We start from the raw sequence: 25,753 nt of genomic DNA, 5'->3' as shown, positions 1-25,753 counted from the left end.
TATAGCACAATTACAATCAATTTGAATAGAAAAATGTTTGTAAGATTAAATATTAATGGGTGAGAATCTAGCAATTTGGAAACCCTAAATTTCTTAATTGGAAATAAATATTAGGGTAATAAAAAGAATATTGGCGGTATTGCACCAATGAAATTGTAGTATTATTAGTGCATTACGATAGGATTTTCTATAAATGTTAAAAATCTAACATATTTCAAATGGCGTGATTTTTATAGCGAAGTGATTATGCAATATACTTAATGGACAACCTGCTTATTTTGCAACATTGATCCATATATATGGCTTATAAATTACTTAATAAACTAGAACTAATATAATTATTGCTATAATTATTAAGTAATTATCTTTAATAAAAAAATATGAACCTATTATCCTGCTTAAAAAGTTTTATCGCTACAGTCGACTGCGGCAGCTTCACGGCAGGCGCGCGCAAGTTATATATCTCTCCGTCGAAAATCAGCAAGCAAATTACCTGGCTTGAAGAGGATTTAAAAGTAAAATTATTTGTCCGCTCAACGGCTCGGCTAGTTTTAACTGAACAAGGTCAGCTACTTTATCAAAAAACAATGCGGCTTTTTGATAAGTTACAAGAAATTAAGGCTATTAGTCAATATAACGATATTGAGCCTAAAGGAACTATTCAAGTTTACTTTACTGTAACGCCCCTTATTCCCTATCTAACTGATTTAAGTATTCAATTCATGAAAAAATATCCACAAATCAAAATCAACATTGTAGTTGGGTCAGAATCGATAGAAATATATAATTATCAATTTGATATTGCTTTTTCATTTGAAAATATAAAACATCCAAAGTTAATCTATAAAGATTTTTTTTCTATTCAGCGCCAGCTCTTTGCCTCGCCTGCCTATCTCAAACAACATGGATATCCACAAAGCACTACTGATTTATCTAAGCATAATTGTTTAATTAACACCTTATATGGCTTACATAACAATTGGTTGTTTAATAAAACGGCAGTTAAAGTTGAGGGCAATTTGTTAAGTAACAACGCAACCGTATTAAAACAAGCTGCTATTGACTCACTAGGTATTATTTGGGCACCTTTATTTTCAGTGCAACAAGAAGTATCAGAAGGCAAATTGGTTTCTATTTTACCAGAAAGTATTTCCCCCCCTATTATGATCTATGCGATTTATCCATCAGTCATGTTAAATAATAAGAATATTAACTTACTTTTAGCCTATTACTATGAGCAAGCATTAAAAGATGGCATCGTTTTTAGCTAGTTAAATAAGCCAGCCACTATATTTGACCATTAAAGATTAAACAAGTTAAATATATAAATAAATGCCTACTTCAAATCTTTATAGTCTATTAAATGCAGTGGCTCTAGGTGTGCTAAAGTCATAGAACAATCTTCTCATCTGATTAATATCGTATTTACGCCCGGCAAATCATCCCAGGCGATTAAATAATAGTATTGAATTTATCAAAACATATAGAACTAAAAGAAACGAGGAGCTTAGCAACCAGGTAACCAACCAAAGAACTAAAAGGTTAAAATTCGAGAGCACCTCACTCCAAGTAGAGTATCTTTATCAGTGGCACTCATAAAGCTGCCACCAGAGGCAAATGACCGGTACCACGCAGCGTTCGGGCTACCTTCAAATTCGGTAGAACTCCAATATAGTCCTGCAAGAGTATTAAGAATATTCGTATCTATCAAGCTGGATTGTATATTTTGTAGCACCGGCGCATTTGAAGCACCACAAGTAACGCCTCCATAACCTAATTCACAGATTGCAGGTAGATACCAGTCAGAGTAATTGCTAATACTTTGTTTGCATAAGCCGGTAGCGTAGTAAGTAAGATTTGTTGGTCCATTAGAGGCACTAAAAGGCGGACTATCTCCACTTCCCTCAGTATTATTGGTAATAAATCGGTTGTAAAAGGTGACGATGTTACTAGTATTACAAGCGCCATCGGATTTTCCATTGCACATAGCAAAGGAGGCAGGAGTAAAGGGATTAGGATTAGTATAGGTTGTTGCAAAAAATGCGGCAAATATACTGTAAGTGGGCGAACCTACCAAAGAAGTGGATAATTGATCAATACCTGGCAATAAATCATAGCTGACACCTGCTGGATTGGAGCCATTATTTCCACTATTCGCCGAGCCATTAGAGCTCCACACAATGCCATTAGGATAAGGCGAAGCTTGATCAGATGTTATAATAACCTTGCCACCAACACTACTAGTATCAGGAGTAGTGTCATCGAAAGCATATACATAACCGCCCTGATAAATACATCCATAGTTTAATACAACAACATTGCTGGAGACTGTGGTTGTATTATCGGCGCTGATTTCAATAACTCCAGGCACAGGTGCTGTTCCATCCGAGCAAGGACTAGTACCATTTGAAGTGGCGGTAGCACCAGGCGTCACGGTAATCGTACAACTGCTACCTGCAGCCAACGTGCTGCCGCAGTTTGTTAAGCTTGTAGTACCTAAAGGCCAATTAGGTGTTGTTAGCGATAAGTTCACTGCAGGATTACTTCCTGTATTAATAATGGTAATTATACGAGCAAGCCCAGAGGAAGGCGTGCCGCTTATTCCATACTCCGTAAGCCCTGTTACACTTAAGGCTAAATTATCAGTGCTAATGCTTAATACAGTCGTATTCACAGTACAGGTTACTCCAACATTAGTAACATTGCCTCCACCCATGGTGCCGTTGCTATTAGTCACTATACAGTTTTGTCCAATTGGCTGTGTAGAGACAGTGACGTTATAAGGCGCGCCCTGCGCAACAGGGGTTGAAAAGGTAAAACTCCCATTACTATTGATAGAGAGGGGGTCTACACCATTGTTTTGTAAAACAACAGTGCCAGACAGGCCAGAGACGATGCCACCCACCATATAAGCATTGGTTGCACAATTGACTTGCACATTAGTAACGTTTGAAATTTCAGCTGTTCCAATACCATTACTTACAGTACAGGTTTGGGTACTAGGTTGATTCAGTACTGTCACATTGTACGTACTACCTTGTGCAACAGGCCTCGAAAAGTTAAAGGAGCCATTGTTCGTAACTATTAAATTGTCAGTGCCGTTGTTTTGTAAGGTAACAGACTCAGATGAAGCCAAACCCGTTACCTGCCCTCCAATTGTGCGAGTATTGGTTGAACAATTCACGGTAATATTAGTGATATTAGCGTTCGTAATAATGCCTGTGCTATTGGCAACTGTACAGGTTTGATTGGCAGGCTGGTTTTGTATAGTTACAGCATATGTACTACCTGGTAAGAGTTCTGTAGGAAACGTAAATTTGTCATCAGCATTTAAGGTTAGTGTCACGCCGTTATTATTAGCTAATACGATTGTGCCTACTAAACCAAACACTGTTCCACCTAAAGTATAGGCCGCATCTGGGCCACGGGTAATCACTAAACGATGTAGGGGGCTTGGCTGGTAACATTGATTTAGGTTGCCCTGACTACATACCATGGGTCCTCCTAATATATTTTCTTTTAAAGCGCTGCCATCAATAATTAAGCTCAAAATACATGATTGTTGATAGTCTAATACAAATGGATTAGGGCAATGCCCTACACTAGTTACTTGCCTAACACCAGGTATTGCTTGCATCACTAAGCTATGTAATCTTCTAGATTGATTGGTCACTTGATAGCTTACAGACACGCTGTCATTGGCTGCGACAGTGAGTGTTGTAGCGGTTAGGGGTGTGAAGATCAGCAAAGGTGTTCCTGCGTGCATAACTGTCATGGCTAACATCAGGCATGTACCTATAATTAATTTTTAATAACTTGTATAACATTCATCTAAAATCCTTATACGATGTAAGTTAGCTTAACAAGGAGCTAGGTTATATTATTTTTATAGGAGCATTTTTAAAAATAAAATTTTTTAGGTTAGTAGCACTGTTAGATTGATAGCCTTTTAAAAGATTTTTAGTAAAAGATTATTAAAGTCTTACTAAAAGACTGTATTTGGAACATGTTGGGCGAATATCGGCTTTAAAATAAGCATTTGGAAAGCTAAACTGCGTTTTTCAGCATAATATTCAACCAGGTTTCACTCCTTCAAAGCCAATTTTTTGCTAAAGTTTAAGCTATCCCCTGAGCTATTATAAGGGAAGCTATTTTGGTCTACAAACTATTTTAAAGCTACAAAACGTAAGCTTAAAATAGTATTAAATATTATAACGTTAATGCTCGAGAGCAGCGCACGCCAAAGTCTAAAAATTTATTAGTGCTAAATTGCAAACTACCACTGCTTGAAGCGAAGTTCTTAATCCAAGCAAGACCTTGTGGGCTGCCTGAGCCTTCCTCTATTTACCCTTAAAAATTCTTTTCTCTCATGCAAATTAGACTAATTAGATAAAGTTATTGAATGAGCACCAGTTCTGGTTATTGATCAATTTAAATCAAAGCATCTGCGTTGTGATGTTATTGATTTTACATGACTCAAATTATTTGTTCAGTTATCGTTATTAAATAATTAAAATTTGTATTAAATTTTAATTATTTAATAAAATGTTAATCTTTTTGATTTATACTTTAACTAATTGATTACTTATCAAAGGGAATTTATGAAATATCAAGAATTTAAAGATTGGTTAGAACGATTAAGGGATGAAAATTCAACGAAGCCACACATTTTAAAACTCATTTTGCCTATATTTGAAGAGTTAGATAAAATTTCTCCGAATAACCCTCCGGGCTTGACCACTTGTAATACATTAAAAGATTTATTATATAAATTAGCATATCACGGTCAAAATTGTGAACTTTCTCAACAAGAAATAGTATACCCTGGTATGAGAGGTCTGACCGTATATGCAGTCTTTAATAGTGATCAAGGAAGAGCTGAGTTTATTAATAGTATTACAGAAGAGCCTGAGTTCAATAAGGGTATGAAAAAAGCTGAAATAATAGTTAAGTTAGAGAACTATATTAAGAACTTCAAAGAAGAAGTCGCTAATGCACGTAGCAAACCAGAAAAATACTACAAAGGGTTTTGGGGTAGAGTTACTGGAATGAATGCTAAAGTAAAAATAGATGCGGCGCAAACCTTCTTAGATATTTTAGAAGGAAAGAAAGAACCTAGCGCTTTGACTCCTATAATGTTCCAAGCCCTAAAAGAAGGGAAGTTGGGAGATATTGTTAAGTGCTGTGAAGAGAATAATCTGTTCTCATGGAAGGACTTTACTGCGACACCTAATAGTATAATTGAAATGCTAGATAACCAACGACCAATTCCTATAGAGCGTCCAGGTACTAAATTGCAATAATTTTGGGCGCGTTGCAAATATTATTAAAGATAATATATACATGATTTCAAAACCCATAATTGTAATACAAGCAGTTTTATAGCATAAAATCCTAAAACAAATTGAATAGTGCTATTTGAAATTCTAATGAATTTTTAAAACTCATAGAAATAATCAGTAAAATCAGTAATAATTTTAATCAATTTTTTAAAAAATAGAACAAATAAGTATAAAAATTATTGCCTTACTTTTCATCTTATGTAAGTATTGCGCCAGTATGAATAAGAAGTTAATTTACACAATAAGCATTTTTATTTGCCTTACCTTTTTTCATGTAGGGCTTTACAGTAGAATAAAAGGTCAAACAAAGCCGATAAACATTAAAAATGTAGTGATTGAAGCTCAAGCAATAAAGATTGCTACAGACAGTATTCCAATCAAATTTTCGGCAAAAATTGATCCTGATTCTGCGCGAGCCCCAGACACGATAGTTGCAAAAAAAAGTGCCTTACTTAATCAACCTCCTAAAAAGGTCAAGGTAAAAAACAAAAATCTTTTTTTGACTTATGTGTCTTTTAAAGAGTTACCGGGCTGGGATCAGACGGATATGCAAAAATCTTTATTAGCATTTCAGACATCATGCAAGATGTTTCTAAAAAAATCGCCATTACATCCCATTGGAACTCAAGTTGTTAAGTTAAAAGTTCGTGATTGGTATCCTGCCTGTAGGGCCGCGTTAAAACTAAATGCTGTTTCAAAAGATTATGCAAAAAATTTTTTTGAAAACTGGTTTCGTCCCGTTGAATTTGAGCAAAAGAAAATTGGCCCTGTTTCTAGTGTATTTACCGGTTATTACCTGCCAAAAATACAAGGTAGTTTAAAACAAAATGATAAATACAATACTCCCATTTATGGTTTACCCAATCGGAAATACTTAACCTTATATACGCGAGAGCAAATTGATAAAGGAGCGTTGAAGAAAAAAGCACCCGTGATTGCCTGGGTCCAAAGCCCAGCAGAACGGCTTTTTCTAGAGATAGAAGGCTCTGGTGTAATTCAATTGCCTGATGGTAAAGACCTCTATTTAAGTTATGCTGGTGAGAATGGCGCCCCTTATACCTCTATTGCCGAAGTACTAATTAATAAAGGAATCTTAACACGTGATAAAGCTTCTAAAAATGCTATCTTGCATTATTTACAAAATCATCCTGAAAAGGCAAAAAAAATTATCCATACCAATAAATCTTTTGTTTTTTTCGAAAACACCAATAGACCTGTTGCGCTCGGCGTACAAAATATGACGCTTACACCAGGTTATTCCTTAGCTGTAGATAAAAAATGGATTCCGGTTGGTGCCCCTCTCTGGTTAGATACTACACGTCCTAATATAAAACAACCTAATGAAAAAAAACTACAACGCCTGATGATTGCGCAAGATATTGGTGGCGCCATTCGTGGCTTTATGCGTGGCGATATTTTTTGGGGGTCTGGAAAACTTGCAACATTTTTAGGGGAGCATATGAAAAGTGAAGGCCATTACTGGCTTTTACTGCCAAAGCATATTATATAACCAATGTAACAGCTCTATTATGCTATTAATTAGCAGCATGGCAAAACTATTGATTTACTTGTCTTACCGCAAAAATACAAACTCTGCCAAACATTATTAAACACTTTGAAATCATACTAAAGTTTAAACAAGACCACTTGGAAAGAGGATATATAGAGACATTATGGAAGTTTGTTTTATCAATAAACAAGTCGGGCTTTACCGTTGAGATTTACTCAAGATTTAAATTTTTAAGTTTAATCTTTTCGCAACAAAGCCCTATTCAAGTAGTAAACTAAAGCAAAACCTAGCCGTTTGGTGTGAGGTTACTTTTACCTTGAATTTCTGCCTTACTATCTGCTTTTGACCCACGGGAGAAAAATAAATTGTCACCAGAATGTGTTCTAGCTATAGATAACTGATCCATCTTTTCTTCCAAAGAAACCTCGCAACCTCCAAAAGATTGAGTAGTACGAATAGGAACTTCATAAAGTTTATTAGAATTATTATATACCGTAATTTCTACACCCTTTTTCTCAAAAAGCTCTCTAGCGGCATCAACAACATCTGAAGCACTACTATAAGCATTTACTGTTACTGTAGAGTCCTTAAAAATATCTAATATAGTATTATTTAATAAAAAATTAGGAAAAATTGTTTTAGATGGAAACGTTAAATTAACATCACCATCGTAAACCACTGTTCTAACATCTGAATATTTTTTTTGTATATTTTGTAATATATCTTTTATTAAATTATCCAACTCTTTTAAATAAGTTTCTAAGGCTTCTAAAAAAGACTTCTCTTCTGCTTTAAAATCAAGAGGCTTATCATCAGCATACTTAAAATCTTTTACTTCAATTTCCGCTGACTTAGCATCAAAATCTGCTAATTTTGCTTTTCTAGCTGAGGAAAGTTCAAGTTTCGCTTGACTAAGCAACCTTTTTTCATCAAGTTTAAGGTTGCCAAAGGCTTTTCCATGCGTGATTAGTATACCTAATTTTTTATCTGCTTCATTATAGTAAGTTGCCACAATAACTTTCATTCTTTACTCTAGTAATATACTGCATGATATAAGTATAAATAAGTTTTATTAACAAACTATTAACTAGTGTTTAATTGTTTAAATATTGAACAAATTTAAACATAATGGTACAATAAAAGAACTTTGCTTTCTTAAGGTTTTTTTATGTATCCGATGGAAAATAACAAATCCCTACCCCAAACACAACGCTACTTTATTAAAACAACTATTTACTTTATCACTGGCGAACCGGTACCTGAAGCAGCTTATCAAACCTATTTTACCAAGTCTAAAAATAAGAAGTTTAAAAACTATGTTGAAATTAATGGAGCACTTAGAAAAAACACAAACTAGCAATGAAAATGAGAGTGCGCCTAACCAATCAGACAAGCAAGCTTTACATACAGAGCAAAATATACCTGTACTTAAAATGAATTCTCAGCCTATTATTGCTCAAAAGCGAGCATTAGCCCAGGCATCAGGCACCCCCATCGCCTACTCTAGTCATGAAGTTAGACGTATTATCGATCAAGTCGCATCCGCATCACAGATTGGATTATTTGCACATCACCCAAGAGATAATCATAAGGATAATAGAAAAAGTAAAAAGGGTAAGCTTAATCCTTCTCTTTAATTAAAATACCACTTTTATGGCGAAGTCATTTAAAATAAAAGGCTTGCTAATTCTATAACACTTAAATAACGTAGTAATGGCCTAACTTAAATTGTAATGGTCAAGGAATTTTGGATACTTTTATTAACCTTAAGGAAAGTTATTAATTATTTTATTGTCTTTATTCAGGGAATGAGCTCATCTATTCCATTTGTACTAGTCACAACTACCTTACAAAGTTGGTACATTGCTATGGGTGCCTCCCTGACTACATTAGGATGGCTTGCATTAATAAACCAGGCTTATCTCTTTAAATTTTTATGGGCCAATTATTGTGATATTTATATTCCATTTGGTTACCAATTAAGGAAAAGCTGGATTATCAGTATGCAGCTAATGATTATACTCTTAACAAGTATAATCGCAGCTCTTTCTCCGGTTGAAAATACATTTTTATTAGGATTAATCGCTGCCTTGATTGCCTTATTTTCAGCAACTCAAGATTTAAATATTGATGCTTATCGTAGCGAATTGATTGCACATAAGGGAAGCCAAGAAAAGAGAATTAATACTTTTTACATTGTAGGTTTTCGTTTAGGTTATTTGTTGGCAGGCGCTGGAAGCTTACTCATTGCACAAGGTTATAGTTGGCAAATAGCTTATCAATCGATGGTAATTATTATGATAGTAATTTGCCTTATAACAGTTAAAAGTCATGAAAAGCCATACACTTATCAAGCAGGTAATTTTTCAAAAATTAACGCAATAAAATGCTTATGGTCAAAAAAGAACAGTGGCCTTTTGCTCAGTTTTATTTTCTTTTTTGAATTTGGCGACAGCCTTGTTAATTCAATTTACCCCGCTTATCTCTATCAGGTAAAAAAATACGATTTAGGACAAATTGCACTTTTAATAAAAGCAACCAATATTATGGCATTGAGCCTTAGCCCGCTAATAGCTATTCTTTTATTACGTTTAAATTCTTTTTTTAAAGCTATCTCGTTAGGCCTTATTGGCGAGGCAATTTGTTTAATATTGTTATCGGTAATGAGTGACACTATGTCCCATTTATTTTGGGTACAATTAAGTTTAGGATTATTTGAAGGTCTACTGGGTGTGTTTATTATCATACTTTACACGGATTTAGCTCAAGGCCCATTATGCGCATTTAATTATGCCTTTATTGCTGCTATAGGTGGTTTAAAATCTTTGTTTACACCCGCATTAGCTGTAGGAATGGTTCATTATTTTTCTTGGCAGACTTTATTTAATCTAGGAGCAGTATTAACGCTTCCTAGCTATTTAATAAGTAACTATTTAATAAAACAAGTAAAAAACAATAATTTCCAATATGCCGCAAATCATTTGGCTAAGTGACTTATATTACAAATTTAATTAAACGGAGTTAACTTAATTCAGCTCATCTATATATTTACTATCAGTTAATTATTTATTATTACTAAGTTAATTAACGAACTTACTAACTTACAAAATAGTTGATAAGAATCTCAAAAAACCACCCGGCCTGTTGCAAAAGGTAATTTATATTTAAGCAAGATTAGGAGATTAATAAAAAATAAAAAAACTATCCGTTTAATATTGATAACAATCGCTGCCATGTAAGCTTGTATTTGCACGTTATGAATGCCACGGAAACGTGCTTTTGCTAAGCAATGGTAGTTTTTTAACTCATTCATGACACTTTCAATTTTTGAGAGTCTTTCTACTAGTTTCTGTTTGAATAAGGCTGTCTGCATATCCAATGTAACCTGTTGAAATAAATCAAAATGGGTATGGCGTGCAATCACTCGAATCGCTCGATTTTTTTTCTTAGGCGCCTGACAACTGATAGTGCAGGTCTGACAATGCGTTACCCTAGAATGATAGAGTTTGTAGTCATTGTCTAATAATTTGCCAGGCTTAAGCGCATGATTGGCTGGACAACGGTAAATATCTTTCTCTGCGTCGTAATGAAAGCCAGGTGTTATTGTTCGTTGTGAGACGCCACTACGGGTACTAAATAAAGGAATGTAAGTGGTAATACCCATTGATTTGAGCGTTGAAATAATATGCCCTGAACCGTAAGCACGATCAGCAATGACTTCATTAATATCATGGTTTAAAAGAGATTTAATCGCATTGAGCTGCTCAAGGTAAGGTTGCGAATCATGGACGGCGCCTGTGGTGATTTTAATGTCTAAAATAACGCGACTTTGGCTAGTCGTGCAGACATGCGCTTTATATTTTAAGGCGCGAGGCGTGCCCTTTTTAAAGGCTAAGCTTGCATCTGGATCGGTTTTACTTTGATGAGTCTTGTTAGAGACAGCCCGCTTAGTAGGCTTAACACCGCGCTCGCCTTGTGCAGCCTCTTCATGACCGGATTTAGGTACCAGTGAACTCAGAGAAGCATTGGCTTGGAACAAGGTGCTATCTGTCATAACACTTTTATTGGTAAGCAAGCCTGCGTGTTTACATTGTTTAATGATTGCATTAAAAAAAGATTGAAATACACTAAATGATAAGCGCTTAAAGAAACGACTAAGCGAAGAATGGCTTGGTACAGGTGACTCCAACGCTAACCCGCAAAACCATCGATAACTAATATTGTATTTTACTTCTTCTATCAGACGTCGGTTTGAAGGTATTGAAAATAAATAACCAATAAGCAGCATGTGAAAACAGAGCTCCGGTGATATAGAGGGCCTACCATTATTGGGACTATAGCAAGGTGCAGTTAATTCATTAACAAAGGAAAAATCAACACACCGGTTAACTTTTTTTAATAAATGAGTCGGTGCAATAAGGCTGTTTATCATTGAGTTGTCTGAATTAATCAGTTCATTTCTAAATCGACCTTGCATAAGTTATTACAACTGCGTCAAAAGCCGCTGATTAGATCATGCCAAGCTTAATGGGTAAAGTTTTTTCACCTTTTGCAACAGCCCGGACCCTTTTAATAATAAGCAATATTCTATTTAATGATTATGCTGCACCTACTTATTGCAGGGCTTGCTGCATTAATAGCAGCAAACTGGAGAAAAAGTATAAAAATCTAATAGGTGTATTCAATGAATCCATTAGAGATAGTTAACAAGTACTTGCATAGCATAAGAATCTGGCAGAACACGTAGATTGTAATCACCCCAACCATGTCCTGATGACCAAATAGTCCATCCAGCGAAGCCATGATTTTTATTCTTGCTAGAGTTTTGCTGTAAATACTCCATAAATTGGTTAAGCGCTATAGCACAACTCGATGAATTTTTACCTACACCAAATTCCGTTACTATCGCTTTTAGTTGGTTTTTTTCCAAATATTCGACAAACGGCATTAAGTTAAAGCCTTGTTCACCTTGTGTGGTTAAATCGGTTAGACAATCATTATGGGTGCCGCTATAGTCGCTATCTAAATATTGATGCACATTAATTAAAATTTTATCTAAGTCGGTAATACCTTCTTTATTAAAATTCTCACGCGTAAATAAAGTGGCATTTGAATAAGTTTGGTTGTATTTCCCATTCCATTCTTGACTCCAGGAATGTAATCCTGACCAATTATTACCTTCAACTAGGATATAGCCAGTATAGTGATTAGCTCGTAATAGTTTAATAAGTGAGGTTTGAATGGTAAACACTTTATCATCAGGAACACCTACGGGCTCATTCATTAAATCTAGAAGAATATAATCCTGGTTAATTGCGGGATCATTCTGAATTAATTTAGCAAGCTCTCCCCATACCGCCTTATAAGTGTTTTCATCATCAATTAAAGTACCGTCAGGACAATTACCACTAGGTCCGCAACCTGAATATTGCTCGCCGAATTTAGAATAACGCATGTAAGCATGTAAATCGACAATAGTATGGACTTTTGCGCTAGTTAAGGTTTGTAGCAAAGGTTTAATATAATTGTCATAATAAGCTAAATTTAGCTTACCTTTGCCTGGTCCATCAAGTTGCAGAAAACCCCAACTTACTGGAACGCGAACGGTATTCATACCTGCTTGAATGAATGCTTCGGTATCCTTTAAGTCGGAATATTGTGAACTGCTATCTTCTTGGGATAGGTTAGGAATAACCACAGGATCAATTACCTTGCCAAATTCAAGTCCGGAAAGATTAATACCTGCAAAATCCCAGTATTTGGCAGCTTTAGCATGATTAAGTTGAGTATTAACACTAATAGGGGTATAGACTATTTTTCCCCTAACTTGCCCTAAAGCTGTGATACTCGAATCAATATAACTAATATGGACTCCCTCAGGAGGTGTGTAATTAGCAATAGAATTATTACCTTTGTTACTAATACTAAAGCCAATATATCCTAAATAGGGCTTATTGTTATCACAGCTGTCAAATCTTAGTGCACCACCCGCATAAGAAGGATTGCCAGATGCATCATTTGCGTCAACAGATTGGCCTGGCGCCAGCTTTAACTTAATATTGCCTGTTTTGTCTTGAATACAGATCCAAGGTTTAATTTTACCCTGCGGGCCCACACCTTCTATCTGATTAGTGAGATTAGCAGCAAAGGTTAAGCTAGGTAACATAAGGAACGCTGTAAAAATTTTCATAAAAACCCTTTAAGCTAAAAAATACTTATGATGTATAATATTTAATCTTTAGAGTGGCGAAAACCTGTCATTTCTACTAGGTTTTGAGGAAAATTGATGCAAGAACTGTTTCATCGCTTTGCAAAAGCACAAACAATGGCTGAACTATCGGGGCTTCTCAGCCAGTATTTTACTGAGCAAGGGATTAAGAGCTTGGCAGTTACTTATTATCAACAGCATACAAAATCGGGTAATAATTTAGTCTATGATTGGGCAACGCCGGCATTAGAACCCTGGCATCAATATTATTTAGAGCAGCAATATGCCGATATTGATCGAACCTTAGAATCATCAGAACAAGCTATGCTCCCTATTTTATGGCAAGTTAACGAGCAATTGAAACTCGCTAAAAATAAACGAGAAAAAAGAATGCGGGAAGAGTCCATCCAGTTTGGTATTGATAAAGGTTTAAATATTCCTATCAATGGGCCTAAAGGTGATTTTGTAGTACTAGTCTTGCATCAGCGAAGATATGAGAATGGATTGGAAGATTGGCAAAATAAACAGTATATTTGGTTATCCGTTGCGCATATTTATCTGCATTTTTTAAGACAGTTCTTGCTGCCTAAACAAATTAGCTTAGCTTCCTTAACCAAAAGAGAAAAAGAATGCCTTACTTTAACTGCTCAAGGCATGCGAATGGATTTAATTGCTAAACAATTGCATATTTCCAAACGTACGGTTAATTTTCATCTCCAGAATGCTAATAGAAAATTAGGTGTTAATAATAAGTATTTAGCTGTACTGGCTTGGAAAAGCGGAGTCTAATTATTTAAATTGAATAAAAAATGATTATATTGTACTATTAATAAACATAAATTTATAGGCTATTTATCATGTTCTCAAATAAACCTTTAAGGTATCAAGCATTAACTAGTCAGAAGAAAAAACAGGCAAATAAAGTTTGGGTTTATGCTAATACTTGTACTGCTTATGAAGGGTCATTGAGTCACATTCCTTTTGTAGAAGAAAAAATAAAATGCCAATTTTATAATGATAAATAAATTAATTGTATTAGAGAAGATTGGTCCTGTTGCTCGGGATAATCGAAAAGCACAGGGGTTATATTTTAAACCTATCGATGCTAGTACAGAAAGTCACCCATCAGACGCCTTAAGCTACGCTAGTTTAAGCACGCCTTCAATTAATGCTTTACCGGCCATTTTCGTTGATTCATTTGAAAATAATAACGATAGTAATAATTATGGCTATTCTTCAAACTATTCTGCTCAAACCCAGAGTACTTTTACTTCTGAAGTGGAAGATTATGAAGAAAATTGTCATTTCATAACACCTGCCTCTTCTTCTAACCTTCTTAGTTACAATTCTATTGCACCTTATGACTTTGAGGGCTCTCTTCCTGAAGATATGAATGTTATTTATAAAAATAAAGATGAGGAACCATTATTAACAGAATCAAAGGATTTATTTAATTTTCCTCAAGAAATGATTGACTGTTATGGACAAGATAGTAAAGAACAAGTAGCAAAAAATACTAACAATAACTTAAAACTTGAAAACAAGTCTAAATTAGTACAGGATATATCCCAAAACTCTGCTTCAATCTCTCAAAGCCCAATGTCGCTTTTTTCGAAAAAGAGTAAAAGGCCTAGTGATGAACAAATAGATTCAATTGCTCAATGCCAACTGATAAAACGTTAGAGGAAAATGAAATTAAGAGACCCAAAGTATAAAGCTCTAATACAATGAACGGCATCGATAGCAAGCGTAGGCTGGGCTGAAAAGCCCAGCAAATAAAGAAATAACGTTACAGCTAATTGAACAATAGCAACCCTACTGAATGTTTACATCATATTGCACGCCCTTAGAAATACCGGAAGTACAATTTGAGTAAAGGAAATAGGTAAATTTACCATTCTTGCCAGGCAGTGTTTTATCTATAAAGGTCAGTTGATTGCCTTTCCACATAAGTTTATTTTGCCAATCATTTACCTGGTAGGTTACTATAGTATCTGAATTGGCAGGTTTTGCCCAAGTGAGAGTAATTTGTTTTTTATCCGCCGTATAAGTAGATTTAATATTTGCTGGAGGTAAACAAGTTTTATCAGGGGGTGTATTGCCTGTTTTCACAGAATAAGTTTTTACACTTTGTATATACATACTGGCACTTTTTAAATGCGGACTGGGAGCTCCAGCATAACCACCACCTAATGCCAATGCAGTGATAAAATAAAAGCCACCATTTGGATCATGGAAACCACGAGCAAAAGCATTGGGACCATCTGCAGGCAAGCTATCAGTAGCAAGTGGACCCCAAATCTTCACATTATCGAAATAGCCATTAAGAATCATTCCGCCCTTAGCACTATTTGGATCGGGCTCCCATTCAAATCCCCAGGTATGAAAATTATTATAAAGAGGACCATTGCTAAAGGCAGAAGGTAAGTGGAAACCTACAAACTTACAATCACCATTGCCGCAACGTGGATCATTGCCATTAAAATGTAAAGTAGCTGTTCCTTCACTTAAAGATCTACCCTGTTGATAAGCCTCAAATACATCGATTTCGCCATTCATAGGCCAATCTGTATCATGCGTAGGAAGCAACCAAACTGAAGGCCACAAGCCACGATGATAGGATTCGGGTGCAGCATTATTTTGACATAATCCATCATCACTTACATCACATTTGGGTAATTTCACTCGTGCTTCAATGTAACCATGTTTTATATCATTAGTGGTAAATGGTGTAATTTTTGTTGGAGAATTATAAGGCGCCTGATCCAGGTTGACTCGTGTCATAATCTCCCCAGAATTAAACAAAGTGTTATTAACTCGATTGGCTGTTAATTTAATTTGCCCTGGTAAATTCACATTGTCTGTATAGGGGGTTACTAAATTTGCTTTAAAAACATTGATTTCACCTGAAAAGCGATGATCATAATTCGTTGGGCCATAATAATGCAGACCACTTGGTGATATATCATTTAATATATCTTTGTACAAAGTACAGGTTTTATTTTTATCAAATGTACAAGCTCCATCTAGATTGCCTCCTGTGTCTGATTTAAAGACAAATGGTCCAGTAGGTAAAGGTGTAGAAGGAGAAGATTCAAATTTAACTTTTAAAGGTCTCATACAACTTGGATCTGGTGGCAAGTCTGGAGTCGTTTCTGTTCCACCTATTAAAATAACAGACCCATTTGTTTGACTTGCAATCTGCCAATTTGCCCAGGGCTTACCCCAAATGGTTAAAGGCATAGGAGATGAATAATTAAAACTCAATTCAATATTATGCAAAGAAAGATTTTTTCCAGAAGTATTACAAATGGAAATTGTATTGGTCCAATTTGAGTTATTAGCGCTAATACTAACATTGACTGGAGTGGGGGCGGTATTCACCGTTAAACCACGTGGAGAAGACCGATTATCCGTTTGTAAAACCAACTTTACTGATTTTTTGGGTAACAATTTCTGATCCGTTCTGGATACATTAGCGGCATAAATAATGCTATCTGTATCAACGCCTCTTGGTCTATAGGAGAAATTTAGAACGCTATTATCTTCTGCGTTTTTTATTTCATAAATTTGGCCACTGTAATCAAACTGTAAGCTGATATCTTTTAGATTTAAAGGTTTATTGGAATTGTTGGTAAGAATGATATTATTACCTTGAAAATTTATACCGACATCAGGTATCGATTGCGCATAAACTAAGATGCTTTTTTGCAGTAACAAAAATCCGATAACACTATAGTTTATCGATTTTTTTTTCATAAACATTTCTCCTAAGTTCATCTTGTATTCCCTTCTACTTCAAAAGGTGCAATAGACCTCTTGCCTAACTTGTTTATTTGACGCGATTGCTGTGTCGCAAGGGTTTATCGGGGTTTACTTAATAAAATCGGAGGCTTATGCCTCCGATTTACTTGCATAAAATTGTTAATTACGATACTCCCCCTGTTTTACCGCCAGGACAGAAGGTAATCGTATAATCCACACTGTTTACTTGAGTACCTTGTCTGTCTTTCATTGATTTACACATGAAGGTACTGCTCATGTCATCAAAGGGATAAGTATAAGCAGTAGGACAAGCTTGTTTTATCCACTTCAGACCAGGCATTACATTGGAAACCCAATAATCGTTCTTATTAACACACTGTTTTGTGAAAGGCGCAGGCGGAACATTTACACCCACTTGATCCCAATTCACACAACCACAACAATTATTTTGGGCATTACCTTGATAGCAGGATGGAATGGGAGCACAACCTAGCAATTGAAATACTTTAAATGCATTATTAGGCGCAGGTAACTGTTGTTGGCAATTAAAAGGCGCTCCATAATTTGGTTGAACACCGCAGATTTGGTTTGCGTTCCAATAACCAAGTAACTTTCCGCATGTCTTTTGCAGCAAAGGCGTTTTACCTGGATTAAAACTTAAACCACAAACAGTACCGTTTTGACAATCAGAACTTGCTGTACAAGCAGAGCCACCCGCACGCACCCAATTATATTCGACCAAGTTAGGGTTTAAATTCCAAGTACATGCGCCGACATTTGTAATTGGAGTCGTAGCACCTGGTGCTCCGCAACTGTAAGGATCATTAGGATTGACAGGTGTATTAATCGGAGCCATAGCCACTGGTATATTCAATCCATTTACGGCTTCAATATCATAGTAATCAGAATCTGATACTTGAAATGTAAACTCCGCTTGTGTGGCAGGTTGTTTAAATCCTTTTCCTGCAGGACAGCCGCCCTCTCCACCACCACAATCCCCTGTTTCACATCCAGCAGCGGTGCAATTTGTTCGACCTGCAGCAGCACCACTCCATACTGCTCCATTTGGTAATGTAACAAATGGGATTACTACACTATTAGAGCCACCATTGGGAGCCAGCTTAAAGTTATTATCTGCTGGAACTGGATTAGTCCAGAAACAATGCTTTCCTCCAGCACCTCTGTCAACACACGTATTGTTAGGATGACAATCGGCATCCGTTACACAGGTCTCACCGCCCGCTTTATTTGGTGTTGCTCCGCTTATAAAGCCAAACCAAACAGAGAATGGGCATTGGTTCACAAAATTAATTTTGCGACTTCCAGCATCACCATTGTTAGTTGGCGTATAAGTAATATTTAGATCGGCAGTATTAGGTACTACTAACGGGTTAGGCATAGCTACAAAACTGTACCCCGTTATATTGGATGCAACCTGGTATGTATCTTTTGCCAAATTTAACACTGTACCATTCGTTACAGTTCGAGTAAGCGTTGAGTTTTTTCCTGTCAAGGTCAAAGGAACTTGAGCAGTAGGTGCATTAATAAGATGTACTGTGACTGCTGTCGTTGGTGTAACGTGATAGCTCACCGTAACATTTGTTGTTTGCTGGTTTTGTACTTGAACATTCAGAGGATCGGTTAAATAGGTTTGACCGCCGCCACTAACTGTAGAGCCAGAAACCGTATACGTACCCACAGGTAAGTTAGTAACATCCCAATTAGTTCCCCAATTAAGTGTTTTTTGGAGATTTGTATTGGAACCTGCAACGGTTATAACAGGCTTAGGTAAAGTCCCATCTGGAGCTGCGCCTAAACTAATATGTAGGTTGCCCACTAAAGAGGTATTACCTGTTTCTGCTTTAAAAACAAATGGGCCTGTAGGTGCAGGTGCAGAAGGAGAAGCATTAAATTTTATGGTAAGTGGATTCATACAACCGGGGTCAGATGGAAGCTCTGGAGTATAGGGTGTACCACCTATCAAAACCACTTGATTTCCTGTTTGACTAGCTACTTTCCAATCAGCCCATGGAGATCCCCAGATGTTTTTTGGCATAGGTAGGCTGTAATTGAAATCAAATTCAATATTATTTAGCGGTATACTCTTTCCTGATGTATTACAAATGGAGATGACTTCAACCCAATCTGTATTACGTACTGAAACAGTGACATTTACGGGCTCAGGAGCAAGGAATTGAAAATTGTTAGGAACATCTTTTTTATCAGTCACCAATTTTAATTTCAAAGAGGCGTTGGGAGGTAATATGTTCTTCTGGTTACTATCGAAGGAAATAGTATAAACTTTATTACCGCCACTTTGTCTCATGTCTTGTAATTCAAATTTAACTTCTGAGGCTTTTTGTTGCTCCGTCGTAATTTTAAATACTCGACCAAAATAATTAAACCGCAGTTTAGTCTTATTTAAGTTAATATCCTTATCGGATTTATTGTTAATCACAATTGAATTTTTCTCATATTTTATACTGACTGGAACCGCTTTTTGGGCTACGGCAGCATGTGAAAATGAAACAAGAAAAATACAAAGAGACAAAAGACGAGATATCCATCTATAAGTCATATCATTTCTCTCCCTAGAAAAAATTTAAATATAACTTCTCATCATAAAAAAATTAATTTTTATTTTCAATCACTTATTTTTTATGAATTGAGCACTTTTCCCCTTAGCTAGTTAATTTTAAGGTTTAATTTTATTTAGCCTACCATTAATATAGAAAGTTTCAGTTGAGTTAAAATTATAAAGATGTACTTATCCCTTTACTGGCTTTGGTTAGTGGTATTGTTTATAGTGGTAATAGGCAATGTATATAGCCTATTTAATCTTATTTACCTTTACCGTTCCACTGAGCGCTTAGAAAAGCGCTGTATTAACCATATGCATGTCTGGCCTAAAATATCTATTATTGTTCCTTTTCATAATGAGCAACAAAGTTTAAACAGTGCTATGATATCCTTGTGTTCCTTAGATTACCCTAATTATGAGGTTATTGCTGTAGATGACCGCTCCACAGATTTAAGTTATAAAATAGCAAATCAAATAGCTAACAAAAATCGACATTTAAAATTAATAAAAATAAAAACATTACCCTTTGATTGGTTAGGCAAGCCACATGCCTTGCATGAAGGTCTGAAACATGCAACAGGTGATTATATTGTGTTTACCGATGCTGATGTTAACTTTAAACCCTCTACGCTCAGTAAAGCTATAGATTATATGCTAACTGAAAAGTTAGAGCATTTAACGTTATCACCAAAAATTGAAATAACACATTTGAGCATGAAAATATTTATGCCTTTTTTACTCTATATCATGTTGCTTTCTATGATGCCTTGGCGAATTAAGAGTAAGAACTCTAAAGATGCGGTAGGAATTGGCGCTTTTAATTGTGTAAGTAGAGAGGCACTTAACCTAATTGGCGGAGTAGAGTCTTTAGCCTTAAATCCGATTGATGACGTTGGCCTAGCACGTCAGCTTAAACAGCACTTAATCAAACAAGGCATCGCAAACTCGGAAAGTTTATTAACTCTTCCGTGGTATGAAACAATTAGGGCGTGTAAATTTGGGTTTGAAAAAAATATTTTTGCTTTCTTTGATTTTAGCCTTGTTAAATCAGTGATGGCATTACTTAGTTTTCTGACCTTTATATTTATTCCATTATTGGGCTTAACTTTATCTAGTAATTTAAGTTTATTATTTAGTAGCCTATCGATTATAAGTATGGTTTTTGCAGTCATGCTAAGTTGTCACCAATTAAAGGTGTCAAAAGTCTATGCTCTTTGTTACCCGCTGGCTGCGCTGATAACTTTATATATAGGCATACGTTCTGTCAGTTTATGTATTTTAAGACAAGGGATATATTGGGGCGGAAAGTTTTTTCCATTAAAAAAACTCGTTACTTTTTATAGGTTGCATAAGTAGCAGCATTAGAGTTGAAACTGATACATTTTAACGAATTCCCATGGTCCATCTAAGTATCGCCATAAATTTAAACCAATAATACTTCCCCATAAAGGGGCATTCTGAGTATAAAGTGCTTGATTTAATAATTTAGCTTCTTCTATAGAAACTTTATTTTGTATTGTAACATGAGGTTGCCAAGTTTGTTTATCTTGCAAAATTAACCAACTATCCCATGCTTTACGCAGCTGTAAAAATAACGTTTGGTCAAAGTCTAGAGAATAAGCATTGCCCCTACCTAAAAATTTTATCCCTGATATAGTTACCGGCACACAAACATTAGTCGATGTAATTTCATTGAGCTTGGTATTAATTTTAGCAAAGTGTTTTTCCGGAAGTTGATGAAAAACACTCACATGAGCTGGAACTTTATTTAAATTAGAGGGATAGTACTGCCGGCGTTGTTGCTCAAAAAAATTTTGCAGCACTGAATCCAGTTCTAACGTTAAAATAAATGTCATAGTTATCTTATTAAATAAATGCGTATTTTAGACAGAAAAGTACACTACTTAAGGTAAGATTAGAACAAAAAATAGCACTGTTGCAACACGCCGGAATTTGTAGCGTCTATAAAGACAATCAAAAATACCCTGCAACTAAGATCCTATTTTTATCTGGCATTTATTTCCAATTTGTAAATTTATAATTTCCAAATCTCTAGGTTCCCACCAAACAACATTAGTATTAAAATAGTACTTATTGTTTAAATATTTAATTATTTTTAATGATTTTTTAAAAAGAGATTTTTCTTTATATGCGGTATATCAAAGGATAAAACAGGCTAATGAAAGTGCTCAAAATCACGCAAGGAAAACACACCACAGTATGTAATGTTTTTTTTAGTAATAAATCTAAAATTACTCTACAAAAAGCAGAGGTATCGCTATGAAGCAGTTTATTTTTAATAATTATTTTATTTTACAACAAGAAACTATTTTCGGACATGCCGTTGGGTCTAGAGTAGAATTAAAACCAAGTGGAATTGAGATTGCTATTCGCTTTTATAATCGAAAATATTCTACCAATTTAACTTATCACCACAATTTAGACCTTATAGAATTTGATATAAAACGTTTAAGAAAAAAAATTTTAAACCTTAGAGATTATCGTCAAGCTTTCATTATTAATGAAAAAAGCCTAGGACACCACTCTCTCACTCTTTTATATATTAAAGAAAACAATGAAGAAATACTGTTAGTTATTGACTCTCAAGGTACAGCTAGAAAAAATAAACAATTGAAATTTGTGAAATCATTTTTTAAAGATACGACTATTCCAACCTATGCGGTAGAAGATGCTTTTCAAAGCGATAACTACTCATGTCATACAGCCTCCCTTGTAGTAGCCAAAGATTGTACAGCCAAACATCCTGATGGCACCTATAGATTAGCCAATTTATTAAAATTAATAAAAGAACGCTCAGATTTGCCTAATGAGCAAGGAATGGCCTGGGCGATATTACCCAATGAATTATTAAAAGTACCTCACCTTACTGATTTTATAAGAAAACATACAGAAAATTCACCAAAACCAATTGATACGAAACAATCTAAATCATTGAAGCAATTTCGAACGCAATATAAAGTAAAATTAGAGATAGATGGTCACTCGGTTAAATTTAATGATTATTTAAGACGTAAAGGTATAAATATAAGCAAAAATATTGAAATACAATTTTATCTTGAACAACTTTTTTCAGCCTTTGAAGAACTACCTAACGAATTAAAAACACAATGGCCTATATACTGTGATGAATTTGTTCAAAGCGCCAAATGTATTTTGAAAACTCAAAAAGATGCATCTTTATATCAATTCGCGTCAACTTTTATAGATAGTAAATTTTCTAATAACGAAATATATAGAACTTACCTAGCTAATCTCACACCAGAGCAAGTAAAATTAAAATTAATAAAAGCAGCAGAAGAAGAGGATTTACTACAGGTACAATCACTTATCTCACTAACCACTGCAAACAAACTAGATAGTGAAATTATAGAAGAAGTCGCTAACAAGGCGTTAGCAAATAATCAATGGGACATCATAGAAATCCTAATTAGATTAACGAATGAAATTAAACTTAGCACTACGACAATTACAGCTATTTTAGATAAGGCAAATACTTTCTCTAACTATCAAGTACTGCAGTTTTTGATTCAGATGAAGACTGATAATAAGCCACCAAGAGAGGAATTAGTCAGATTATTATCGGATGCTTCTTTCTTAGGCAATGAAGAACTTGTTGAACTTATTTGTGCAATGACATCAGACAATAGGCCAACTAGCGAAGATATTAAAAAGCTTCTTAGAGAAGATCCTGATGATTTTTTTAATCTTCAACCTGCAATCAAGAATATATTAAAAGAAACATATAAGCGTTTTCTTTTATATGAACAAATTGAATCACTCCAAAATTATGGTGAAGAGCTGAAAGCACAAGGAAATGTAGTCGATGGCAATAAAATAATTATTGCTGCCATAAGACTAAAACAATCAGCAATAGATTACTTTTTAAACCCAACTCCAGCTATGCAGTTAGAGTTTAAGAAACATTTAAAAAGCTGCTTTGCAGAATTAACTATAATTAATAGCCCACAAATATCTATTGTAATAGACATTAAAATCCTAGCTATTAAAGCGGGTTTACTTGTTAAAGCGCCCAAAGTATTAAGACAATTATTTTTTAAAGAGGAAAAAGAGTGGGCAACTAATTTTTCTCCTAAAAGTGCTCTTAATGGTTTAAAATAAACTTTTGTTTTAAAAGACTTAGTACGACCAATAAGTTTTTTATAAATAGATCTAATGAAATAACAGCAAATAATATCCATATTGATAGTGGCGCTAAAATAAACCTAGCTAATGATGGCATCAAAGCGTTAGCAAATAATGTCATTTTGCAAAATATTCAAGTAGACGATAATAAAAATGTAAGTATTCTCCCGTAATATTTTTCAAGCGCTGATCAATAGACTTAGGTAGGCCGTTTAGCTTTAGTAGAAACAAATCTATATCATAGTAGAGAAATAGGTTTACCAACTAGGCTGCCTTCTTTGCTTCGGCTATGCTTGTCTAAGCATCACGTTGGAATCATTATCGTAATACCAGCCTGATTTCGTCCTTGAGAAAATAAAGTTATTTATAATCAATAAATTATCATTGACATTTATTAAATAAAAAGTAAGATGCTCACGTTTTTAATATAATACCAAGAGAAGTAGATGCAAAATAAATGGGAAAATAACTCTGAACAAAACGCCTTGATTTGGAAAGTTTCACATCCAAATACCACTAAAGTTAGCTATTTATTTGGTACAAACCATAAGCTAGACGTAAAGAAAACTAACCCTATAATTAAAAATATTGTAGATTCAAATATATTAAACTCAGTTGACTTAATTTTAACTGAAGTTGGTGATGTAGATAACGACTCTGATAAAATTTTTGAAGGTTCGTCTCTGCTACCAATGAAAGATAAGGTTATAAAAAAATATAAAAAAACGATGGATTACAATTTAACTTCTCTAGGAACTGAACTTGGAATACCTGTTCTTCCTTTAGAAAAAATTGATCAAGGTGTTAACGCATTAGCTGAAGCTCAAGCAAGCAGATTATTCAAACCAAAAAATATTGCAAAAGGTTTAGCAATTACGCTTACCTTTCCTATTGGAATTCCTATTTATGTGATTCAACGAGTAATTAAAAATAAAGCCATGCTACACAGGTCAGAAAAGCATTATTTACATCAAGATATAACGTACGATTACTTTAACCATAAAGAAGTAGATAGGAAACTTATTATAAATAATAGAAATCAATTTTGGTTTAATAATGGTGTAAATAACTTTAATTCTTCTAATAAAAAATTATGTGAGTTATTTAATCAGGAGGATCTTAATGAGAATTGCTTTGCAATAAAAAACTTACTTGATAAATATAATCTATTCATAGCCGTGGGTGCAGGACATTTAATATCAAATGGGTTTGGCCTTATAGAAATTTTAAAAGAAAATGGATATAGTGTTACACCAGTAAATATTATAGAACAACCCGAGCACCATCAGAGTTGTCAAGTTATTTAGCTTGTATTAATAAGATTGGGCTTTATCTTTCAAGATAAAATACAACTTTAAGTGAGAAATATTTTTGATTTTTACCAAATGATATACTTTATATTAAGTTAATCAAAAGGCAATTCTAATTAGCAAATGTTGGTTGCGTTAAAAGCAAATTTTTGACAGGAGCCAAACTAACTCTGGCTCCCAAAATCAATTTAAGTAGGTTATTTATCTCTAGCTAAGAGAATAGGAGTTTGCATAATAAGGATTTGTTGAGTTAGTCCTGAGGAATTTTAGGCAGGCATTAAACCAAATACAGATAATCCTTTTGCATGTTTTGCTATTGATAAATTATCTTCAAAACTTACAACAACTTCGCTAGGAATCTTATCGCCTTCAAGCCCGGCTTGTTTTCTTATAGTTAGCATACTAGATTCAAAATTAGTTATTAATTTTAAAACGTCTCCTAAAAGACATTTTCTGCTTCAAAGACAGTAACGTAAACTCTAGACTTTAAGTCTTCTACCCTCGTATTAGGTTTAGGAACAATGACACTTTCGTCCACTGGAAGTGATATAGGTGCTATCCAGGTTTCAATTGCCTTAGCTAAAGTCTCATCATTATAATGTTTTCTTATAGGGAACCAAGCATCGATCTAAAGATACATATTATCTGCTTTTCCATAAACACTATATGCAAGCGAGTAAGATTTTAACCTATAACTTTGAGACTTTAGCATAGGCTTTTGATTCAATTTCAATAATTGAATCAATGTTTTTATAACCTTCAGCTTTTAAATAATCTTCAATTGATTCAATTGTGACAACATTACTATTTAAATAAATTCTTACTTTCTTATTATCAAGTTTAATCGTGAATTTTAAGGTCATATCTTCACCA

Annotated in this window: 21 protein-coding genes; 12 read left to right on the top strand and 9 right to left on the bottom strand. The window is 34.6% G+C overall.

The genetic code is table 11. The features are described from left to right. The first annotated feature begins 380 nt into the window (after positions 1–380). Positions 381–1,271: a LysR family transcriptional regulator gene (locus ACNVED_RS04220; protein ID WP_419420513.1), complete on the top strand. Its 891-nt coding sequence runs from the start codon at positions 381–383 to the stop codon at positions 1,269–1,271. 263 nt (positions 1,272–1,534) lie between these two features. Here the strand turns inward: ACNVED_RS04220 and ACNVED_RS04215 are convergent, their stop codons facing one another. Further along, positions 1,535–3,784, bottom strand: a complete 2,250-nt coding sequence (locus tag ACNVED_RS04215; protein WP_419420512.1) for a hypothetical protein — start codon at positions 3,782–3,784, stop codon at positions 1,535–1,537. 817 nt (positions 3,785–4,601) lie between these two features. On the opposite strand from ACNVED_RS04215, the gene ACNVED_RS04210 reads away from it, so the two are divergent. Both ACNVED_RS04210 and ACNVED_RS04205 read left to right on the top strand, forming a co-directional pair. Continuing rightward, positions 4,602–5,303 (top strand): hypothetical protein, encoded by a 702-nt coding sequence (locus tag ACNVED_RS04210; protein ID WP_419420511.1) that lies wholly within the window; start codon positions 4,602–4,604, stop codon positions 5,301–5,303. Positions 5,304–5,559: 256 nt separating this feature from the next. Continuing rightward, positions 5,560–6,852 (top strand): murein transglycosylase A, encoded by a 1,293-nt coding sequence (locus ACNVED_RS04205; protein ID WP_419420510.1) that lies wholly within the window; start codon positions 5,560–5,562, stop codon positions 6,850–6,852. Between the two features lie 286 nt (positions 6,853–7,138). Here the strand turns inward: ACNVED_RS04205 and ACNVED_RS04200 are convergent, their stop codons facing one another. Beyond that, complete coding sequence (locus ACNVED_RS04200; RefSeq protein ID WP_419420509.1) at positions 7,139–7,876, bottom strand: hypothetical protein; 738 nt, start codon at positions 7,874–7,876, stop codon at positions 7,139–7,141. A gap of 144 nt (positions 7,877–8,020) precedes the next feature. Here ACNVED_RS04200 and ACNVED_RS04195 point away from each other — a divergent pair, with 144 nt between their 5' ends. The 3 genes from ACNVED_RS04195 (at position 8,021) to ACNVED_RS04185 (ending at position 9,845) form a co-directional block, all read left to right on the top strand. Beyond that, on the top strand, positions 8,021–8,209 hold the full coding sequence (locus tag ACNVED_RS04195; RefSeq protein ID WP_419420508.1) for a hypothetical protein: 189 nt from the start codon (positions 8,021–8,023) through the stop codon (positions 8,207–8,209). Beyond that, positions 8,169–8,489: a hypothetical protein gene (locus tag ACNVED_RS04190; protein WP_419420507.1), complete on the top strand. Its 321-nt coding sequence runs from the start codon at positions 8,169–8,171 to the stop codon at positions 8,487–8,489. Before ACNVED_RS04195 ends, ACNVED_RS04190 begins: the two co-directional genes overlap by 41 nt. A gap of 96 nt (positions 8,490–8,585) precedes the next feature. Beyond that, positions 8,586–9,845, top strand: coding sequence for an MFS transporter (locus tag ACNVED_RS04185; protein ID WP_419420506.1), 1,260 nt, complete (start codon positions 8,586–8,588; stop codon positions 9,843–9,845). Positions 9,846–9,976: 131 nt separating this feature from the next. Here the strand turns inward: ACNVED_RS04185 and ACNVED_RS04180 are convergent, their stop codons facing one another. Together ACNVED_RS04180 and ACNVED_RS04175 are read right to left on the bottom strand one after the other, a co-directional pair. After that, complete coding sequence (locus tag ACNVED_RS04180) at positions 9,977–11,329, bottom strand: transposase (protein ID WP_419420505.1); 1,353 nt, start codon at positions 11,327–11,329, stop codon at positions 9,977–9,979. A gap of 216 nt (positions 11,330–11,545) precedes the next feature. Then, positions 11,546–13,042: a glycoside hydrolase family 5 protein gene (locus ACNVED_RS04175; RefSeq protein ID WP_419420504.1), complete on the bottom strand. Its 1,497-nt coding sequence runs from the start codon at positions 13,040–13,042 to the stop codon at positions 11,546–11,548. Positions 13,043–13,138: 96 nt separating this feature from the next. Here ACNVED_RS04175 and ACNVED_RS04170 point away from each other — a divergent pair, with 96 nt between their 5' ends. From ACNVED_RS04170 to ACNVED_RS04160, 3 genes are all read left to right on the top strand, one after another. Continuing rightward, positions 13,139–13,849, top strand: a complete 711-nt coding sequence (locus ACNVED_RS04170; RefSeq protein WP_419420503.1) for a helix-turn-helix transcriptional regulator — start codon at positions 13,139–13,141, stop codon at positions 13,847–13,849. A 68-nt stretch (positions 13,850–13,917) separates the two neighbouring features. Next, on the top strand, positions 13,918–14,085 hold the full coding sequence (locus ACNVED_RS04165; RefSeq protein WP_419420502.1) for a hypothetical protein: 168 nt from the start codon (positions 13,918–13,920) through the stop codon (positions 14,083–14,085). Continuing rightward, positions 14,075–14,743: a hypothetical protein gene (locus tag ACNVED_RS04160; RefSeq protein ID WP_419420501.1), complete on the top strand. Its 669-nt coding sequence runs from the start codon at positions 14,075–14,077 to the stop codon at positions 14,741–14,743. Before ACNVED_RS04165 ends, ACNVED_RS04160 begins: the two co-directional genes overlap by 11 nt. Positions 14,744–14,875: 132 nt before the next feature. On the opposite strand, the gene ACNVED_RS04155 is transcribed toward ACNVED_RS04160, so the two are convergent. Beyond that, a complete protein-coding gene (locus tag ACNVED_RS04155; protein WP_419420500.1) occupies positions 14,876–16,819 on the bottom strand; it encodes a glycoside hydrolase family 16 protein in 1,944 nt (647 codons plus the stop codon). 169 nt (positions 16,820–16,988) lie between these two features. Then, positions 16,989–19,403, bottom strand: coding sequence for a thaumatin family protein (locus ACNVED_RS04150; protein ID WP_419420499.1), 2,415 nt, complete (start codon positions 19,401–19,403; stop codon positions 16,989–16,991). A 183-nt stretch (positions 19,404–19,586) separates the two neighbouring features. Here ACNVED_RS04150 and ACNVED_RS04145 point away from each other — a divergent pair, with 183 nt between their 5' ends. Further along, positions 19,587–20,762 carry a glycosyltransferase gene (locus tag ACNVED_RS04145; protein ID WP_419420498.1) on the top strand — a complete coding sequence of 392 codons (1,176 nt, stop codon included), beginning with the start codon at positions 19,587–19,589 and terminating at the stop codon, positions 20,760–20,762. A gap of 5 nt (positions 20,763–20,767) precedes the next feature. Here ACNVED_RS04145 and ACNVED_RS04140 read toward each other — a convergent pair whose 3' ends face one another. Beyond that, entirely contained in the window at positions 20,768–21,262 is a 495-nt protein-coding gene (locus ACNVED_RS04140) for a 2'-5' RNA ligase family protein (protein ID WP_419420497.1), read from the bottom strand. 424 nt (positions 21,263–21,686) lie between these two features. Between ACNVED_RS04140 and ACNVED_RS04135 the strand changes: the two genes are divergently transcribed. Together ACNVED_RS04135 and ACNVED_RS04130 are read left to right on the top strand one after the other, a co-directional pair. Then, positions 21,687–23,546 (top strand): hypothetical protein, encoded by a 1,860-nt coding sequence (locus ACNVED_RS04135; RefSeq protein WP_419420496.1) that lies wholly within the window; start codon positions 21,687–21,689, stop codon positions 23,544–23,546. A gap of 470 nt (positions 23,547–24,016) precedes the next feature. Next, positions 24,017–24,877, top strand: coding sequence for a hypothetical protein (locus ACNVED_RS04130; RefSeq protein WP_419420495.1), 861 nt, complete (start codon positions 24,017–24,019; stop codon positions 24,875–24,877). Between the two features lie 269 nt (positions 24,878–25,146). Here the strand turns inward: ACNVED_RS04130 and ACNVED_RS04125 are convergent, their stop codons facing one another. Both ACNVED_RS04125 and ACNVED_RS04120 read right to left on the bottom strand, forming a co-directional pair. Next, a complete protein-coding gene (locus tag ACNVED_RS04125) occupies positions 25,147–25,281 on the bottom strand; it encodes a hypothetical protein (protein ID WP_419420494.1) in 135 nt (44 codons plus the stop codon). Positions 25,282–25,569: 288 nt separating this feature from the next. Continuing rightward, positions 25,570–25,743 (bottom strand): hypothetical protein, encoded by a 174-nt coding sequence (locus tag ACNVED_RS04120; protein WP_419420493.1) that lies wholly within the window; start codon positions 25,741–25,743, stop codon positions 25,570–25,572. Between the last annotated feature and the right edge of the window lie 10 nt (positions 25,744–25,753).

This window comes from Legionella sp. D16C41 (assembly GCF_048541585.1).
Taxonomy (GTDB): domain Bacteria; phylum Pseudomonadota; class Gammaproteobacteria; order Legionellales; family Legionellaceae; genus Legionella_C.
This window is presented reverse-complemented; position numbering and strand designations above follow the sequence as displayed.

What these genes read in the sequence shown, in the direction of transcription:
- ACNVED_RS04220 (WP_419420513.1), top strand. Translation starts at nt 381, where the DNA reads ATGAACCTATTATCCTGCTTAAAAAGTTTTATCGCTACAGTCGACTGC.
- ACNVED_RS04215 (WP_419420512.1), bottom strand. Translation starts at nt 3,784, where the DNA reads ATGTTAGCCATGACAGTTATGCACGCAGGAACACCTTTGCTGATCTTC.
- ACNVED_RS04210 (WP_419420511.1), top strand. Translation starts at nt 4,602, where the DNA reads ATGAAATATCAAGAATTTAAAGATTGGTTAGAACGATTAAGGGATGAA.
- ACNVED_RS04205 (WP_419420510.1), top strand. Translation starts at nt 5,560, where the DNA reads ATGAATAAGAAGTTAATTTACACAATAAGCATTTTTATTTGCCTTACC.
- ACNVED_RS04200 (WP_419420509.1), bottom strand. Translation starts at nt 7,876, where the DNA reads ATGAAAGTTATTGTGGCAACTTACTATAATGAAGCAGATAAAAAATTA.
- ACNVED_RS04195 (WP_419420508.1), top strand. Translation starts at nt 8,021, where the DNA reads ATGTATCCGATGGAAAATAACAAATCCCTACCCCAAACACAACGCTAC.
- ACNVED_RS04190 (WP_419420507.1), top strand. Translation starts at nt 8,169, where the DNA reads ATGTTGAAATTAATGGAGCACTTAGAAAAAACACAAACTAGCAATGAA.
- ACNVED_RS04185 (WP_419420506.1), top strand. Translation starts at nt 8,586, where the DNA reads ATGGTCAAGGAATTTTGGATACTTTTATTAACCTTAAGGAAAGTTATT.
- ACNVED_RS04180 (WP_419420505.1), bottom strand. Translation starts at nt 11,329, where the DNA reads ATGCAAGGTCGATTTAGAAATGAACTGATTAATTCAGACAACTCAATG.
- ACNVED_RS04175 (WP_419420504.1), bottom strand. Translation starts at nt 13,042, where the DNA reads ATGAAAATTTTTACAGCGTTCCTTATGTTACCTAGCTTAACCTTTGCT.
- ACNVED_RS04170 (WP_419420503.1), top strand. Translation starts at nt 13,139, where the DNA reads ATGCAAGAACTGTTTCATCGCTTTGCAAAAGCACAAACAATGGCTGAA.
- ACNVED_RS04165 (WP_419420502.1), top strand. Translation starts at nt 13,918, where the DNA reads ATGTTCTCAAATAAACCTTTAAGGTATCAAGCATTAACTAGTCAGAAG.
- ACNVED_RS04160 (WP_419420501.1), top strand. Translation starts at nt 14,075, where the DNA reads ATGATAAATAAATTAATTGTATTAGAGAAGATTGGTCCTGTTGCTCGG.
- ACNVED_RS04155 (WP_419420500.1), bottom strand. Translation starts at nt 16,819, where the DNA reads ATGAAAAAAAAATCGATAAACTATAGTGTTATCGGATTTTTGTTACTG.
- ACNVED_RS04150 (WP_419420499.1), bottom strand. Translation starts at nt 19,403, where the DNA reads ATGACTTATAGATGGATATCTCGTCTTTTGTCTCTTTGTATTTTTCTT.
- ACNVED_RS04145 (WP_419420498.1), top strand. Translation starts at nt 19,587, where the DNA reads ATGTACTTATCCCTTTACTGGCTTTGGTTAGTGGTATTGTTTATAGTG.
- ACNVED_RS04140 (WP_419420497.1), bottom strand. Translation starts at nt 21,262, where the DNA reads ATGACATTTATTTTAACGTTAGAACTGGATTCAGTGCTGCAAAATTTT.
- ACNVED_RS04135 (WP_419420496.1), top strand. Translation starts at nt 21,687, where the DNA reads ATGAAGCAGTTTATTTTTAATAATTATTTTATTTTACAACAAGAAACT.
- ACNVED_RS04130 (WP_419420495.1), top strand. Translation starts at nt 24,017, where the DNA reads ATGCAAAATAAATGGGAAAATAACTCTGAACAAAACGCCTTGATTTGG.
- ACNVED_RS04125 (WP_419420494.1), bottom strand. Translation starts at nt 25,281, where the DNA reads ATGCTAACTATAAGAAAACAAGCCGGGCTTGAAGGCGATAAGATTCCT.
- ACNVED_RS04120 (WP_419420493.1), bottom strand. Translation starts at nt 25,743, where the DNA reads ATGACCTTAAAATTCACGATTAAACTTGATAATAAGAAAGTAAGAATT.